Below are 15374 nucleotides of genomic sequence, written 5' to 3'. Positions count from 1 at the left end.
CGCGCCCCGCCTGTCAGCCGCCCGGTTCGTCCCCGGTAGGACGCGGCTCCTGCAGGCTGCCAGCGGCGGCGAACAGGTCCAGGGTGCGGTCTCCGGGGTCGGGCTCCCGGGCCTGCAGCGCGGTGGCGGCCGCCTCTTCGCCGGCGCGGGCCAGCTTGCCCACGCGCACGCCCAGCAGGCGCAGCCGCCGCTCCAGCGGCACGCGCTTGAGGCATTGCCCGGCGACGCGCCGTATGGTCTTGGCGTCGGCGGTGAAGGTGTCCAGGGTCTGGTCGCGCGTGGCGATGCGGAAGTCGTCGTAGCGCAGCTTGATGCCGATGGTCTTGCCCACGTAGCCCTTGCGCTGCAGGTCCTGGGCGACGCGCTCGCACAGGTCGGTGAAGATGGCCCCCAGCTCGGCCCGGTCGCGCACCGCGTGCAGGTCGCGCTCGAAGGTGGTCTCGCGGCTCATGGACACCGGTTCGCTCTCGGTCACCACGGGCCGGTCGTCGCGGCCCCAGGAGGCGTCGTGCATCCACGCGCCGTAGGCCCGGCCGAAGTGCTCCACCAGCCAGTCGCGCTCGCGCGCGGCGATGTCGCTGATGGTCTTCAGGCCCAGGCCGTGCAGCCTGGCCTCCGCCTTGGGGCCAATGCCGTTGATCTTGCGCACCGCGAGCGGCCAGATCAGGGTCTGCAGGTCCTCCTCGTGCACGATGGAGATGCCCTTGGGCTTGTTGAATTCGCTCGCCATCTTGGCGATGAGCTTGTTGGGCGCCACCCCGATGGAGCAGGTGAGGCCGGTGCGGTCGAAGATGGCCTTCTGGATCAGCCGCGCCAGCACCCGGCCGCCTTCACGCTGGCCGCCGGGCACGTCCGTGAAGTCGATGTAGACCTCGTCCACGCCGCGGTCCTCCACCACCGGCGCGATCTCGGCGATGGTGGCCTTGAAGGCGCGCGAGAAGCGCCGTACCTCCTCGAAATCCACCGGCAGCACGATGGCCTGCGGGCACAGCTTGGCCGCCTTCATCATGCCCATGGCCGAGCCGACGCCGAACTGGCGCGCCGGGTAGGTCGCCGTCGTGATCACGCCCCGGCCCACGTAGTCCTTGAGCAGGGGGAATTCGGCCGCCGGGATCTCCGACAGGGGCCGCCCGCCATGGCGCTCGCGCACCATCTCGTCGACCTTGCGGCGGCCACCGCCGATCACCACCGGCAGGCCGCGCAGCTGCGGGTAGCGCAGCAGTTCCACGGAAGCGAAGAACGCGTCCATGTCCAGGTGGGCGATGCGGCGTCGGTTCACGGCGCCGATTGTCGGCCATGGCGGGGCGGGCTCCGCCACTTCGCGATCCCGCGGCCTGCGCGCCGCGGCCCGCCCGTGCGTGCGCTCAGGCCCGGTCGTGCCCCGGCAGCAGGATGCCGCGGTCCACCTGGCGGATGTCCGTCTTGCCGCAGAAGGCCATGGTCAGGTCCAGCTCCTTGTGGATGATGGACAGCACCTTCTCCACGCCCTCCTGCCCCATGGCGCCCAGGCCGTAGAGCATGGAGCGGCCGATGTAGGTGCCCTTGGCGCCCAGGGCCACGGCCTTGAGCACGTGCTGGCCGGAGCGCACGCCACCGTCCATGTGCACCTCGATCTGGTGGCCCACGGCGTCCACGATGTCCGGCAGCGCGGCGATGGAGGAGGGCGCGCCATCGAGCTGGCGGCCGCCATGGTTGGAAACGATGATCGCGTCGGCGCCGGTCTGCACCGCGATCTTCGCGTCCTCCACGTCCTGGATGCCCTTGAGGATGAGCTTGCCACCCCAGCGCTTCTTGACCCACTCGACGTCGTCCCAGGTCAGGCGGGGGTCGAACTGGCTGGCCGTCCATTCGGAGAGCGAGCTCATGTCGGCCACGCCCTTGACATGGCCCACGATGTTGCCGAACTGGCGCCGCTTGGTGCCCGCCATGCCCAGGCACCAGCGCGGCTTGGTCATGAGGTTGATCATGTTCGCCAGCGTGGGCTTGGGCGGCGCGGACAGGCCGTTCTTGATGTCCTTGTGGCGCTGGCCGATGATCTGCAGGTCCAGCGTGAGGACCAGCGCCGAGCAGCGGGCCGCCTTGGCGCGTTCGATCAGGCGCTCGATGAAGTCGCGGTCGCGCATCACGTACAGCTGGAACCAGAACGGGTGGCCGCCGGTGCCCGCCGAGACGTCCTCGATCGAGCAGATGCTCATGGTCGAGAGCGTGAAGGGGATGCCAAACTTCTTCGCCGCCCGGGCCGCCAGGATCTCGCCGTCGGCGTGCTGCATGCCGGTCAGCCCGGTGGGCGCAATGGCCACCGGCATGGCGACCTCCTGGCCGATCATGCTGCTGCGGGTGGAGCGGTTGTCGATGTTCACCGCCACGCGCTGGCGCAGCAGGATCTTGTCGAAATCGGCCTCGTTGGCGCGGTAGGTGCTGCCGGTCCACGAGCCGGTGTCCGCGTAGTCGTAGAACATGCGCGGCACGCGCTTCTGGGCCAGGACGCGAAGGTCCTCGATGGTGGTGATGACGGGCACGGGCTGATCTCCTCGAGGCTGGAATGCTACCCAAGCGGCCTGGCCGCGGCTTGAGCAAATTTGAGGGGCCGGCGAAATTTGCTCATGCCCCGCGTGAAAGGCGGGCGTCCCGCGGGCCGCCACGGGCCCCGGGGCCCACGCCCGCCGGCGCGCCCGGCCTCAGGCCGGCCCGAGCCGCTCGCGGTGGCGCGCCACCTGCGCGCGCACCTGCACCGGCGCGGTACCGCCCAGCGTGCCGCGCGCGTGCAGCGAGCCGTGCAGCGAGAGCACGTCGTACACGTCCTCGTGGATCGCGGGGTTGAACTGGCGCAGCGTCTCCAGCGGCAGCTCCGACAGGTCCAGGCCCTGCGCGGCCGCGGCCTTGACCGCGTGCGCCACGGTTTCATGCGCGTCGCGGAAGGGCAGTCCCTTCTTCACCAGGTAGTCGGCGAGGTCGGTGGCGGTGGCGTAGCCGCGCCGCGCCGCCGCCTCCATGGCCGCCGGCCGCACCTCGATGCCGGCCATCATCTCGGCGAAGATGCGCAGCGTGTCCTTGAGCGTGTCCACGGTGTCGAACAGCGGCTCCTTGTCCTCCTGGTTGTCCTTGTTGTAGGCCAGGGGCTGCCCCTTCATCAGCGTGATCAGGCCCATCAGGTGGCCGACCACGCGGCCGGCCTTGCCGCGTGCGAGTTCGGGCACGTCCGGGTTCTTCTTCTGCGGCATGATGGACGACCCGGTGGTGAAGCGGTCCGGCAGCGCGATGTAGCCGAAGTTCTGGCTCATCCACAGCACCAGTTCCTCCGACAGCCGGCTGATGTGCACCATGGCCAGCGAGGCGGCCGCCGTGAACTCGATCGCGAAGTCGCGGTCGCTCACCGCGTCCAGCGAGTTCTGGCACACACCCTCCATGCCCAGGCTGCGGGCCACCATCTCACGGTCCAGCGGGTAGCTGGTGCCCGCCAGCGCGGCGGCGCCCAGCGGCAGCTGGTTGACGCGGTGGCGCACGTCGGCCATGCGGGCCGCGTCGCGCGAGAACATCTCCACGTACGCGAGCAGGTGGTGGCCGAAGCTGACCGGCTGCGCGACCTGCAGGTGGGTGTAGCCGGGCATGACCACGTCGGCGTTCTTCTCGGCCACGTCCAGCAGCGAGCGCTGCAGGCCCACCAGCAGTTCCGTGATGGCGTCGATCTCGCCGCGCAGCCAGAGCCGGATGTCGGTGGCGACCTGGTCGTTGCGGCTGCGGCCGGTGTGCAGGCGCTTGCCGGCGTCACCCACCAGCTGCGTCAGGCGCGCCTCGATGTTCAGGTGCACGTCCTCCAGCGCCAGCTTCCATTCGAAGGCGCCCGATTCGATCTCGGCGGCGATCTGCGCCATGCCGCGCTCGATCGCCGCCAGGTCGTCCTTAGGCAGGATGCCCACGTGGGCCAGCATGCGGGCATGGGCCAGGGAGCCGTCGATGTCGGCGCGCCACATGCGCCGGTCGAAGTCCACGCTGGCGGTGTAGCGCTGGACCAGTTCGCTCATGGGCTCGGAGAACAGGGCGGACCAGCCTTGGGATTTCTTGTCGAGTTGGCTCATCGGGGTGCGGGGCGGAACCGAGGGGTCGCCCCGGGAGTGTTGGCGGCAGGGATCACCAATAATCGGCAACCAGCCGACCATGGACGATTCCCAAATTTTATCGACCTTCCAGGACCCGGCCCCGCGCCCGCCCGCGGCGGCCCGGGCGCTGGTCTTCGACGCCTGCCACGTGGGCGTGGTCCTGCGCGCGGTGCTGTTCGTCGAGGCGGTGCTGGCGGTAGGCGCCCTGTTCGGGGCCGCCTCTCCCCAGGCCTGGCTGCTGCGCCTGGCCTGGCTCAGTGGCGGCGCGCTGCCGGCCACGCTGGCCTGGCTGGTGGCCGGCTGCCTGCTGAAGAAGCCGCTGGCCCGCCTGGCGCCCCTGGGGCAGCAGGTGGCCGGGGTGCTGTTCGGCGCCGTGGCCGGCCTGTACGCCTGCCTGATGGTGGCCCTGGCCGATCCCGTCGGCGCGCCGCCCTGGCTGGCCAGCGCCAGCGCCGGCGCCCTGCTGGCCGCGGCGCTGGTGGCGGCGCTCGTCCTGCGGGCCCGGGGCCGCGCGCCCGCCGAAACCGCGGCCCGGCTGGCCGAACTGCAGGCCCGCATCCGGCCCCACTTCCTGTTCAACACCCTGAACAGCGCGATCGCCCTGGTGCGCGAGGACCCGGCCCGGGCCGAGGCCATCCTGGAGGACCTGGGCGACCTGTTCCGCCATGCCCTGGCCGACCGCAGCGGGCCCGCGACCCTGGCCGAGGAGGTGGAGCTCGCCCGCCGCTACCTGGACATCGAGCAGGTGCGCTTCGGCGCGCGGCTGGCCGTGGAATGGTCGCTGGACCCCGAGGCGGGCGAGGCGCGGGTGCCGCCGCTGCTGCTGCAGCCGCTGGTCGAGAACGCCGTGGTGCACGGCGTGGAGCCCAGCCCGGAGGGCGCCCAGGTGCGCATCAGCACGCAGCGGCGCGGCCGTACCGTGGTGCTCAAGGTGACCAACACCCTGCCGGCCGGCCCGGGCGCCGCCGGCCATGGGGTGGCCCAGGCCAACGTGCGCGAACGCCTTCGCCTGCTGCACGACGTGGAGGCGCAGTTCCAGGCCGGCTTGCGGGATGGGGTCTACCAGGTGCGCATCGAGGTGCCGGCATGAGCCTGCGCCTGCTGGTGGTGGACGACGAGCCGCTGGCACGTTCGCGCCTGCGCACGCTGGTGGCCGGCTGCGAGGCGCCGCCGGCCCAGGTGGTGGCCGAGGCGGGCACCGTGGCCGAGGCGCAGGCGCGGCTGCGCGAGGCGCGCTTCGACGCCGTGCTGCTGGACATCCACATGCCCGGCGCCGACGGCCTGGCGCTGGCGCGCCTGCTGGGCAGCCAGCCGGGCGGGCCGGCCGTGGTCTTCGTCACGGCCCATGCGGGCCATGCGGTCACCGCCTTCGAACTGGAGGCGGTGGACTAGGGCGTGTTAACACTAATAGACTGGTCAGAAGAAAAGCGCGAGACTGCTGCGCATGGAAATCACGCCTGAGCAGTTTGCCCTCATCGAGCATTGCCTGCCCACGCAGCGGGGCAACGTCAGCTTGAGCAATCTACAAGTGGTCAATGCCATCCTGTATGTGGCCGAGCACGGGTGCAAGTGGCGCGGCTTGCCCAAACGCTTTGGCAACTGGCACACCATCTACACGCGCATGAATCGCTGGACCAAGGCGGGCGTGCTGGACAAGATGTTCGAGCAGTTGCAGCGCGAGCAGGTGGTGCGCATCAGAATCGAGGCGGTTTCGCTGGACAGCACCAGCATCAAGGTACATCCCGACGGCACCGGTGCGTTAAAAAAAACGGACCGCAGGCCATTGGAAAATCCAGGGGTGGATGGAACACCAAGATTCATATGGTTGCCGCGGATGCTCGAACGGCCGTGACGTTCAGCCTTTCGCCCGGGCAGGCTCATGACGCCCCTGAAGGCAGGCGGCTGCTGGAGAGCCTGGGCGCAACGAGCCGCCCGATTCACCTGCTCATGGACCGAGCGTACGAGGGCAACGAGACACGCCAGCTCGCGCTCGACCTTGGATTTATCCCGGTGGTGCCGCCGATGAAGACCCGCATCGAGCCGTGGGAGTACGACCGCCAGATGTACAAGCGGCGCAATGAAGTAGAACGCTTGTTCCGGCGCCTCAAGGGCTTCCGGCGCATCTTCTCTCGCTTCGAGAAACTCGATGCGATGTTCCTTGGCTTCCTCAGCTTCGTCCTGGTAGCCGATGGTCTTCGCAGTTTGTGTTAACAGGCCCTACCTGACCAAGCCGGTGCGCCAGGAACGGCTGCAGGCCGCGCTGCAGAAGGTGGCACGCCGCGCGCCGGCCCAGGCCGTGGCGGCGGACGCGCTGCTCATCCAGGACCGCGGGCGCACCGAGCGCGTGCCGCTGGCCGAGGTGCTCTACCTCAAGGCCGAGCTCAAGTACGTGACCGTCCGCACGGCGGCGAAAAGCTATATCCTCGATACATCGCTCAGCGAACTGGAGGACCGCCACACCGCGTTCTTCCTGCGGGTCCACCGCAACGCGCTGGTCGCCCGGCGTGCCATCCGCGCGCTGGTGCGCCACGAGGATGCGGACGAGGGCGAAGGCTGGGCGGTGCGGCTGGACGGCATCGACGAAGTGCTGGCGGTCTCGCGCAGGCAATTGGGAGCGGTGAAGGAGGCGATGGGGCGTCAACCGTAAAGGCCGGATGAACCACGAGCACATCGCGCAACCACACAGCGACACACCCACCGCCGCACCCACGCCAACGCCCGCCGACCCGGCTCCGCCCGCGCCCTCGCCGCTGCCGGCCGACCCGGACGACCCGACCCACGTGCTGCTGCACATGCCGCTGCGCGTGCGCAGCGCCACGCTGGCCGTGCTGATGGTGATCATGGTGGTCGCCACGCTGCGCTGGGCCAGTGCCTTCTTCATTCCCCTGATGCTGGGCTTCATGCTCAGCTACGCGCTGGGGCCCATCGTCGATGCGCTGCAGCGCTGGCGCGTGCCGCGCGCGCTCAGCGCCGCCGTCCTGATCCTGGGCCTGCTGGGCGGGGCCGGGACCGCCGCCTGGTCGTTCAGCGACGACCTGAATGCCTTCGTGGACACGCTGCCCAATGTGGCCAGCCGCCTGCGCGAGGCCCTGCACAAGCGGGGTGGCCAGGGCGCCACCATGGACAAGGTGCAGAAGGCGGCGACGCAGCTGGAGCAGGCGGCCGCCGAGGCCGGCCCCAACCCGGGCGCCGCGCGCAACGTGCAGCGCGTGGTGGTGGAAAAGCCGCGCTTCGACATCCGCGACCACCTCTGGTCCGGCACCCTGGGCCTGGCCAGCTTCGCCGGGCAGGCCACCGTGGTGACCTTCCTGGCCTACTTCCTCCTGCTCTCGGGCGACACCTTCCGGCGCAAGCTGGTGAAGGTGACGGGCCATACCCTGTCGGAGAAGAAGATCACCGTGCAGGCGCTGGACGAGATCACGGAACAGATCCAGCGCTACCTGCTGGTGCAGCTGGTGGCCGGCGTGATCGTGGGGGTGGCGACGGGACTGGCGTTCTGGGCCCTGGGCCTGAAGCATCCCGGTGTGTGGGGTGTGGCCGGTGGCGTGCTGAACCTGATCCCCTACATCGGCTCGGGCGTGGTCACCGCCGCCGCGGCGCTGGCGGCCTTCGTGCAGTTCGGCGAGGTCGACCACGCGCTGTACGTGGCCGGCGCCTCGCTGCTCGTGCACGCGCTGGTGGGCAACCTGCTGGTGCCCTGGCTCACCAGCCGGGCCAGCCGCATGAACCCGGTCGCGGTGTTCATCGGCGTGCTGGCCTGGGGCTGGCTCTGGGGCGTCTGGGGGCTGCTGCTGGGCATCCCCATCCTGATGATCGTCAAGGCCGTGTGCGACCGCGTCGACCACCTCAAGCCGGTGGGCGAGCTGCTGGGCGACTGAAGGCGCCGCCTCAGCCGGTGTTGCGCAGCCCGGCGGCAATGCCGTTGATCGAGATGTGGATGCCGCGCCGCGCGCGGTCGTCCAGCAGGCCTTCGCGGTGGCGCCGCACCAGCTCGACCTGCAGGTGGTGCAGCGGGTCGATGTAGGGGAAGCGGTGGCGGATCGAGCGCTGCAGCGCGCTGTTGCCCGACAGGCGCTGGCGCTCGCCCGTGATGGTCGCCAGCGCGTCCACAGTGCGATGCCACTCGGCCTCGATCATGGCGAAGATGCGCTTGCGCAGCCGCGCATCGGCCACCAGCTCGGCGTAGCGCGAGGCGAGGGCCAGGTCGCTCTTGGCCAGCACCATGTCCATGTTGGACAGCAGCGCGCGGAAGAAGGGCCACTGGCGCACCATCTTCTGCAGCAGCGCGAGGTGGGCCTTGGGGTCCTCGGCCAGGAAGGCCTGCACCGCGCTGCCGAAGCCGTACCAGCCGGGCAGCGTGAGGCGGCATTGGCCCCAGCTGAAGCTCCAGGGGATGGCGCGCAGGTCCTCGATCTTCTGCGTCGCCTTGCGCGAGGCCGGGCGCGAGCCGATGTTCAGCTCGGCGATCTCGCGGATCGGGGTCGAGGAGAAGAAATACTCGGTGAAGCCGGGCGTCTCGTACACCAGGGCCCGGTAGGCGGCCATGCTGGCCTGAGAGAGCTGCTCGGCCGCGGCCAGGAAGGACCGGGGCGCCGGCTTGGTGGGCTGCAGCAGCGTGGCCTCCAGCGTGGCGGCCACCAGGGTCTCCAGGTTGCGGCGGCCGATCTCGGGGTTGGCGTACTTGGAGGCGATCACCTCGCCCTGCTCGGTCAGCCGGATCTGCCCGCGCACCGTGCCGGGCGGCTGCGCCAGGATGGCCTGGTAGCTGGGGCCGCCGCCGCGGCCCACGGTGCCGCCGCGGCCGTGGAACATGCGCAGTTGGATGTCGTGGCTGTTGGCCAGTTCGTCGAACAGGTCGACCAGCGCGATCTCGGCCCGGTACAGCTCCCAGTTGCTGGTGAAGATGCCGCCGTCCTTGTTGCTGTCGCTGTAGCCGAGCATGATGTCCTGCTCGGCGCCCGAGCGCTGCACCAGCCGGGCGATGCCGGGCAGGGCGTAGAACTCGCGCATGATGGGCGCGGCATTGCGCAGGTCGGCGATGGTCTCGAACAGCGGCACCACGATCAGCTCGGCCACCGCCGCATCGTCCAGCGTGCCGTGCAGCAGCCCGCATTCCTTCTGCAGCAGCAGCACCTCCAGCAGGTCGCTCACGGCCTCGGTGTGGCTGATGATGTAGTGGCGGATCGCCTGCAGCCCGAACTGCTCGCGCATGCGCTTGGCCGTCTCGAAGATGGCCAGTTCCTTGCGCGTGTGCTCGCTGTAGCGCGCGCCGATCACGCGCAGGGGCCGGGCGTCCGACAGCAGCTGCAGCAGCAGGGCCTGGCGGGCGGGCTCGTCCAGCGCGGCATAGGCCGGTTCCACCCGGGACGTGGCCAGCAGTTCGGCCACCACGCGCTCGTGCTGGTCCGAGCTCTGGCGCAGGTCCACCGTGGCCAGGTGGAAGCCGAACACCTCCACCGCGCGCAGCAGCGGGGCCAGGCGCTGGTGCACCAGGGCCTGGCCGTGGTGCGCCAGCAGCGAATCGCGGATGGTGCGCAGGTCGGCCAGGAAATCCTCCGCGCGCAGGTAGGGGTTCTGCGGCGGCACCGCATGCCGGGCCGCGTCGCCGCCGGTGAGCTGCTTGAGCGTGGCGGCCAGGCGCGCGTACATGCCCGCCAGGGCGCGCCGGTAGGGCTCGTCCAGCCGGTGCTCGGTCATGTCGGGCGAGATGTCGGCCAGCGCGGCCATCGTGGGCGTCACCTGCACCAGCATGGCCGACTGCGAGAGCTCGCCGCCCAGGTAGTGGACCTCGGTCAGGTAGTGGCGCAGGGCGACCTCGCACTGGCGGCGCAGCGCGTAGTCCAGGGTCTCGGCGCTCACGTTGGGGTTGCCGTCGCGGTCGCCGCCTATCCACTGGCCCATGCGCAGGAAGGGCGCCACCGGGTGCTGCGGGCCCAGGCGGGCCTCCAGGTCGGCATACAGCCGCGGGATCTCGCGCAGGAAGGTGGACTGGTAGTACGACAGCGCGTTGTCGACCTCGTCGGCCACGCTCAGGCTGGAAAAGCGCAGCAGGCGGGTCTGCCACAGCTGCAGCACCCGGGCGCGTATGCGCGTCTCGTTCTCGGCCAGCTCGCGGGGCGCCAGCGCATCGCGCGGCAGGGCGCGGGCCTTGATGTCGTCGCGCTCGGTCAGCAGGTTGGCGATGTCGCGCTCGGCGTCCAGGATGCTCTTGCGCTGCACCTCGGTCGGGTGGGCCGTCAGCACCGGGGAGACGAAGGCCTGGGCCAGCGCCTGGGAGATGCTGCGCGGCGTGATGCCGGCCCAGCGCAGGCGCGAGAGCGCCACGTCCAGGCTGCCCTCCTGCGTGTCCCCGGCGCGCTCGTGCACGATGCGGCGGCGGATGTGGTGGCGGTCCTCGGCGAGGTTGGCCAGGTGGCTGAAATAGGTGAAGGCCCGGATCACGCTCACCGTCTGCTGGCCCGTGAGCGACTTGAGCAGCGACTTGAGTGCGCGGTCGGCCTCGTGGTCGGCGTCGCGCCGGAAGGCGACCGAGAGCTTGCGGATGCGCTCCACCAGGTCGTAGGCCTCCACGCCTTCCTGCTCGCGGATCACGTCCCCCAGGATGCGGCCAAGGAGACGGATGTCCTCGACCAGCGGCTTCTCGTTGTCGCGGGCGCGGCGCGAGGGGGAAACAGGGGTGTCGTGCGCGGCAGGTCCAGGGGGCATCGGGGCACTTCCGGGGGTGCAGGATTGGGAGGCCTGCATGCTAGCATCGCCCGCTACGAACTCCTGCGGAGACCCACGCCGATGACGGCAGCACGCAAGCTGGTGATCGCCACGCGAGAAAGCCGCCTGGCCCTGTGGCAGGCCAACCATGTGAAGGACCTGCTGGAGCAGCGCGGCCACGCCGTCGAGCTGCTGGGCATGACCACCCGCGGCGACCAGATCCTGGACCGCGCGCTTTCCAAGGTGGGCGGCAAGGGCCTGTTCGTCAAGGAACTGGAAACCGCCCTGGAGGAGGGACGCGCCGACCTGGCCGTGCACTCGCTCAAGGACGTGCCCATGGAGCTGCCGCCGGGCTTCGAGCTGGCCTGCGTGATGGAGCGCGAGGACCCGCGCGACGCCTTCGTCTCGCCGCACTTCGCGTCCGTGCAGGACCTGCCCCAGGGCGCCCGCGTGGGCACCTCCAGCCTGCGCCGCGTGGTGCAGCTGCGGGCGCTGCGCCCCGACCTGGTGATCGAGCCCCTGCGCGGCAACCTGGACACCCGCCTGCGCAAGCTGGACGAAGGCCAGTACGACGCGATCGTCCTGGCGGCCGCGGGCCTCAAGCGCCTGGGCCTGGCCGAGCGCATCCGCGCGGTGTTCGAGCCCGAGTCCATGCTGCCGTCCGCCGGCCAGGGGGCCCTGGGCATCGAGATCCGCGCCGGGCGCGCCGACGTGGCCGCGGCCCTCGCGCCCCTGGCCCACCAGGCCACCTGGCTGGCCGTCGCCGCCGAGCGCGAAGTGAGCCGCGCCATGGGCGGCAGCTGTTCCATGCCGCTGGCGGCGCACGCGCGTTTCGACGGCGGCATGCTGCACCTGGCGACCGCCTGGGGCGATGCCGAGCAGCCCGGGCCGCTGCTGCGGGCGGCCGGCGGCGGCACCATCGCCGACCTGGGGGAGGCCGTGGCCCTGGGTGCCGAGGTCGCGTCGCGGCTGCGCGCCGCCGGCGCGCGCTGAGCGGACGGGGGCTGCCGTGCGCGTCTGGGTCACCCGGCCCGCCGCCGAGGCCGCCTGCTGGGTGCAGGGGCTGCAGGCGCTGGGTTTCGACGCGCAGGCCCTGCCCCTGATCGAGATCCAGCCGGTGGCCGACGGCGCGCCGCTGGCGCAGGCCTGGGCCGGGCTGGCCGGCCTGCGCGCCGTCATGTTCGTGAGCGGCAATGCGGTGCGCGGCTTCATGGACGCCGCGCCGCAGCCGCCGCGCTGGCCGTCCGGGCTGCGCGCCTGGGCGACGGGCGAGGGGACCCGCCAGGCCCTGCTGCAGGCCGGGGTGCCCGCGGTCCAGGTGGACGCGCCGCCATCCGATTCACCGCAATTCGATTCTGAAGCCCTGTGGATGCAGGTGCAGGCCCAGGTCGGCGCGGGCGACCGCGTGCTGCGGGTGCGCGGTGCCGAGGCCGGCGCGAGCGAGGGCAGCGGGCGCGACTGGCTGGCCCAGGTGCTGGAGGCTGCGGGGGCGACCGTGGACACGGTGGTCGCCTACGTGCGGGGCTGCCCGGCGTTGCCCAGCGGCCGGCGGGAACAGCTGCGAGACGGGATGGAGCGGGATGCCTGGGTGTTCAGCAGCTCGCAGGCCATCGCCCACCTGCGCACGCTGCTCGGCGAGGGCAGCTTCGCCCACGGGCGTTGCGTGTGCACCCATCCACGCATCGCCCAGGCCGCGCGCGACGCCGGCTTCGGTGTTGTGCGCGAGTCACGACCCGGGCTGCCCGCGGTGGCCGCCATCCTAGAATCGATTCGATGAGCGCAGCGCAGGATGGCGGAGCGGTGCCGGCGGAAACGCCGGTGGCCGCGGTGGACGTGGCACCCCCGGTGCCGGGGGCGGGTGCGCCCGCGGGTGTTTCGCGGGCGGCTTTCCTGGCCACCAGCGTTGTGGCCGGGCTCTCGCTGGTGGCTGCGCTGCTGTTGTGGCAGAAGCTCGCCAACATCCAGGAGCAGCTCGCCCGCCAGAGCCAGGACGCCGGCAGCAACGCGGTCGAGGCCCGCACCCTGGCACGCCAGGCCCAGGACCTGGCGCGTGACACCGCCGCCCGCCAGGCCGTGCTGGACACCCGCCTGGGCGAGGTCGCGCTGCAGCGCGCGCAGGTCGAGGAGCTGGTGCAGAGCATGTCCCGCTCGCGCGACGAGAACCTGCTCGCCGACATCGAGTCCGGGCTGCGCCTGGCGCAGCAGCAGGCCCAGCTGACGGGCAGCGCCGAGCCCCTGCTGGCCTCGCTGCGCACCGCCGACCAGCGCCTGGAGCGTGCCGGCCAGCCCCGCCTCTCGCGCGTGCGCGCCGCCGTGCAGCGCGACATCGACCGCATCAAGGGGGCCAGCGTCGCCGACGTGCCCGGCCTGCTGGCCCGCATCGACGAGCTGGCCCGCCAGGTGGATGAGCTGCCGCTGGCCAACGCGGTGTCCGCCGCCCATGCGCAACCGCTGCCACGCAACGCCGCCACGCCTGCGCGCCGCTGGTGGGACAAGGCCCTGGCCGACATCGCCGACCAGGCCCGCGCGCTGGTGCGCGTGAGCCGCATCGACACGCCCGAGGCGGCCCTGGTGGCGCCCGACCAGGCCTTCTTCCTGCGCGAGAACCTGAAGCTGAAGCTGCTGAACGCGCGGCTCTCGCTGCTTTCGCGGCAGGTGGAGTCGGCGCGGTCGGACGCGGCCGCCGCAGGCGTCGCCCTGCAGAAATACTTCGACCCGGCTTCGCGCCGCACCCAGGCCGCCCTGGCCCTGGCGCAGCAGGTGCAGGCCCAGCTCAAGTCGGTGGAGATCCCCCGCGTCGACGAGACGCTGGCGGCGCTGACCACCGCGCAGGCGGGGCGCTGAGTGCGGGCCGCGCTCTGGCTCCTGGCCCTGTTCGCCGTCGCGGTGGCGATCGCGCTGTTCGCGGGCAACAACCAGGGCACCGTCACGCTGTTCTGGCCGCCCTGGCGGCTGGACCTGTCCGTCAACCTCGTGGTGCTGTTGCTGGTGGCGGGCTTCGCCATCGTGCACTTCGCGCTGGCGGCCCTGTCCGCGCTGTTCGACATCCCGCGCCAGGCCCTGCGCTGGCGCGTCCAGCAGAAGGAGCGCACCATGCACGGCGCCATGCTGGATGCCGTGTCGCACCTGATCGCCGGCCGCTTCCTGCGGGCGCGCAAGTCGGCCGAGACCGCGCTGGCGCAGGCGCATTCGCTGCACGCCGGCGGCCATGCCCCGGGCAATGCGGCGCAGCTGCGCACGCTGGCGCACCTGCTGGCGGCCGAAGCCTCGCAATCGCTGCAGGACCACGCGGCCCGCGACGAGCACCTGCAGCAGGCGCTGGCCGAAGGCAGCGCGCGCGATGCCCAGGAAACGCACGAGGGCGCGCTGATGCGTGCGGCCCGCTGGTCGCTGGACGAACGCGATCCCGACGCCGCCATCGGCTGGCTGCGCATGCTGCCGCACGGCGCGGCCCGGCGCACCCTGGCGCTGCGCATGCGGCTCAAGGCCGCGCGGCTGGGCCGGCAGGTGGCCGAGGCGCTGGAGATGGCGCGCCTGCTCGCCAAGCACCGGGCCTTCTCGCCCAGCGCGGCGCAGAGCATCCTGCGCGGCCTGGCCATGGACCTGCTGGACGGCGCCCATGACCCGGCGCAGCTGCTGCGGGCCTGGTCCCTGCTGGAGCCTGCGGAGCGGGACATGCCAGACGTCGCCATCCATGGCGCCCAGCGGCTCGCCACCCTGGGGGGCGACCCGCAGCTCGCGCGCGGCTGGCTGCTGGCCGCCTGGGAGCAGCAGGCCACGCTGGGCGACAGCCAGAAGGTGAAGCTGGTGCGCGCCCTGGAAGGCGTGATGGACACGCTGGACGCCGGCTGGCTGGCGCGCATCGAAAGCGCGCAGCGGGCCGACCCGCGGGACGCCACGCTGCAGTACCTGGCGGGCATGGCCTGCATGAAGCGCCAGCTCTGGGGCAAGGCCCAGCAGTTGCTGGGCCAGGCGGCCATGGGGCTCAAGGACGCGCGCATGCACCGCAGCGCCTGGTCGGCCCTGGCGCAGCTGGCCGAACAGCGCGGCGACGCGCAGGCCGCGGCGTCCTACTGGAAGAACGCCGCCGGCGGCTAGGCGCGCACGCCGGACACGGCGGCCTGCCCGCTGCGTCCACCATGAAAAAAGCCCGGGCGAGCCCGGGCTTTTTCGTGGGTGCTGCGGCCGATCAGCGTTCGAAGGGCAGCTGCATGTCGCGCAGGTCGCGCCGGGTCTCGACCAGGACCAGCGGGCCTTCGTCAAGCTCGACCACCGGCGGCCGCTCGCGCGGCACGTGGACCGGCTTGGGCTCGGCAGCCATCGCGGCCTGGGCGGCGGCGATCTTGGCGGCGTCCGAGTTCACCCACTGCAGGCCGGAGGACTCAGCCACGCGGGCCAGGTCGTCCACCGGCAGGCTGAAGGACCGCACCTTGGGCAGGCCGTTGCCTGCCTGCGGGGCTGCGGAGGCCGTGGCCGCCGGGGCCTGGACCGGAGCGGGCACGGGCGCCGCCACGGGAGCCGCAGCCACGGGAGCCGCAACCACCGGCGCCCGTGCCCGCTCCGGTCCAGGCC

12 protein-coding genes and 2 pseudogenes are annotated in these 15374 nt (G+C 71.8%); 9 read left to right on the top strand and 5 right to left on the bottom strand.

The window, feature by feature from the left end; genetic code table 11:
- Nucleotides 1–13: 13 nt before the first annotated feature.
- From IM725_RS04325 to argH, 3 genes are all read right to left on the bottom strand, one after another.
- On the bottom strand, nt 14–1249 hold the full coding sequence (locus IM725_RS04325; RefSeq protein ID WP_193779393.1) for a Y-family DNA polymerase: 1236 nt from the start codon (nt 1247–1249) through the stop codon (nt 14–16).
- A 115-nt stretch (nt 1250–1364) separates the two neighbouring features.
- On the bottom strand, nt 1365–2519 hold the full coding sequence (locus IM725_RS04320) for an alpha-hydroxy acid oxidase (RefSeq protein WP_193779346.1): 1155 nt from the start codon (nt 2517–2519) through the stop codon (nt 1365–1367).
- A 159-nt stretch (nt 2520–2678) separates the two neighbouring features.
- Complete coding sequence (gene argH, locus IM725_RS04315; RefSeq protein WP_193779345.1) at nt 2679–4076, bottom strand: argininosuccinate lyase; 1398 nt, start codon at nt 4074–4076, stop codon at nt 2679–2681.
- 79 nt (nt 4077–4155) lie between these two features.
- Here argH and IM725_RS04310 point away from each other — a divergent pair, with 79 nt between their 5' ends.
- The 5 genes and pseudogenes from IM725_RS04310 (at nt 4156) to IM725_RS04290 (ending at nt 7975) form a co-directional block, all read left to right on the top strand.
- Entirely contained in the window at nt 4156–5187 is a 1032-nt protein-coding gene (locus tag IM725_RS04310; protein ID WP_193779344.1) for a sensor histidine kinase, read from the top strand.
- Nucleotides 5184–5486: pseudogene (locus tag IM725_RS04305) on the top strand (LytR/AlgR family response regulator transcription factor); the annotation flags it as partial. The gene IM725_RS04310 and the pseudogene IM725_RS04305, both read left to right, overlap by 4 nt.
- Nucleotides 5487–5541: 55 nt before the next feature.
- A protein-coding gene (locus IM725_RS04300) for an IS5 family transposase (RefSeq protein ID WP_227753571.1) occupies nt 5542–6308 on the top strand; the annotation gives its coding sequence in 2 pieces (ribosomal slippage) (nt 5542–5857 and nt 5857–6308; 768 coding nt in all).
- 7 nt (nt 6309–6315) lie between these two features.
- A pseudogene (locus tag IM725_RS04295) lies at nt 6316–6744 on the top strand (LytR/AlgR family response regulator transcription factor); the annotation flags it as partial.
- 7 nt (nt 6745–6751) lie between these two features.
- Nucleotides 6752–7975: an AI-2E family transporter gene (locus IM725_RS04290; protein WP_193779341.1), complete on the top strand. Its 1224-nt coding sequence runs from the start codon at nt 6752–6754 to the stop codon at nt 7973–7975.
- Between the two features lie 10 nt (nt 7976–7985).
- On the opposite strand, the gene ppc is transcribed toward IM725_RS04290, so the two are convergent.
- Nucleotides 7986–10802, bottom strand: coding sequence for a phosphoenolpyruvate carboxylase (gene ppc / locus IM725_RS04285; RefSeq protein WP_193779340.1), 2817 nt, complete (start codon nt 10800–10802; stop codon nt 7986–7988).
- Between the two features lie 81 nt (nt 10803–10883).
- Here ppc and hemC point away from each other — a divergent pair, with 81 nt between their 5' ends.
- From hemC to IM725_RS04265, 4 genes are read left to right on the top strand one after another with little or no spacing between them, the layout of a single operon-like run.
- A complete protein-coding gene (gene hemC, locus IM725_RS04280) occupies nt 10884–11795 on the top strand; it encodes a hydroxymethylbilane synthase (protein WP_193779339.1) in 912 nt (303 codons plus the stop codon).
- Nucleotides 11796–11811: 16 nt separating this feature from the next.
- Nucleotides 11812–12579, top strand: a complete 768-nt coding sequence (locus IM725_RS04275; protein WP_193779338.1) for a uroporphyrinogen-III synthase — start codon at nt 11812–11814, stop codon at nt 12577–12579.
- On the top strand, nt 12576–13646 hold the full coding sequence (locus tag IM725_RS04270; protein WP_193779337.1) for a uroporphyrinogen-III C-methyltransferase: 1071 nt from the start codon (nt 12576–12578) through the stop codon (nt 13644–13646). The genes IM725_RS04275 and IM725_RS04270 overlap by 4 nt, the downstream gene beginning before the upstream one ends.
- Nucleotides 13647–14900: a heme biosynthesis protein HemY gene (locus IM725_RS04265; protein WP_193779336.1), complete on the top strand. Its 1254-nt coding sequence runs from the start codon at nt 13647–13649 to the stop codon at nt 14898–14900.
- Between the two features lie 91 nt (nt 14901–14991).
- Here the strand turns inward: IM725_RS04265 and IM725_RS04260 are convergent, their stop codons facing one another.
- The gene (locus IM725_RS04260) at nt 14992–15303 is read right to left on the bottom strand and encodes a hypothetical protein (protein WP_407692500.1); all 312 of its coding nucleotides are present in this window, start codon (nt 15301–15303) and stop codon (nt 14992–14994) included.
- Nucleotides 15304–15374 lie beyond the last annotated feature (71 nt).

Origin of the sequence: Ramlibacter aquaticus, from assembly GCF_015159745.1 — a bacterium.
In the GTDB taxonomy this organism is placed as follows: domain Bacteria; phylum Pseudomonadota; class Gammaproteobacteria; order Burkholderiales; family Burkholderiaceae_C; genus Ramlibacter; species Ramlibacter aquaticus.
The sequence above is the reverse complement of the archived record's forward strand: the minus strand, read 5'-3'. Positions and strand labels throughout refer to the sequence as shown.

Bases quoted from the DNA above. Each gene is read 5' to 3' on its own strand.
- IM725_RS04325 (WP_193779393.1), bottom strand. From the start codon at position 1,249: ATGGACGCGTTCTTCGCTTCCGTGGAACTGCTGCGCTACCCGCAGCTG.
- argH (WP_193779345.1), bottom strand. From the start codon at position 4,076: ATGAGCCAACTCGACAAGAAATCCCAAGGCTGGTCCGCCCTGTTCTCC.
- IM725_RS04310 (WP_193779344.1), top strand. From the start codon at position 4,156: ATGGACGATTCCCAAATTTTATCGACCTTCCAGGACCCGGCCCCGCGC.
- IM725_RS04290 (WP_193779341.1), top strand. From the start codon at position 6,752: ATGAACCACGAGCACATCGCGCAACCACACAGCGACACACCCACCGCC.
- ppc (WP_193779340.1), bottom strand. From the start codon at position 10,802: ATGCCCCCTGGACCTGCCGCGCACGACACCCCTGTTTCCCCCTCGCGC.
- hemC (WP_193779339.1), top strand. From the start codon at position 10,884: ATGACGGCAGCACGCAAGCTGGTGATCGCCACGCGAGAAAGCCGCCTG.
- IM725_RS04270 (WP_193779337.1), top strand. From the start codon at position 12,576: ATGAGCGCAGCGCAGGATGGCGGAGCGGTGCCGGCGGAAACGCCGGTG.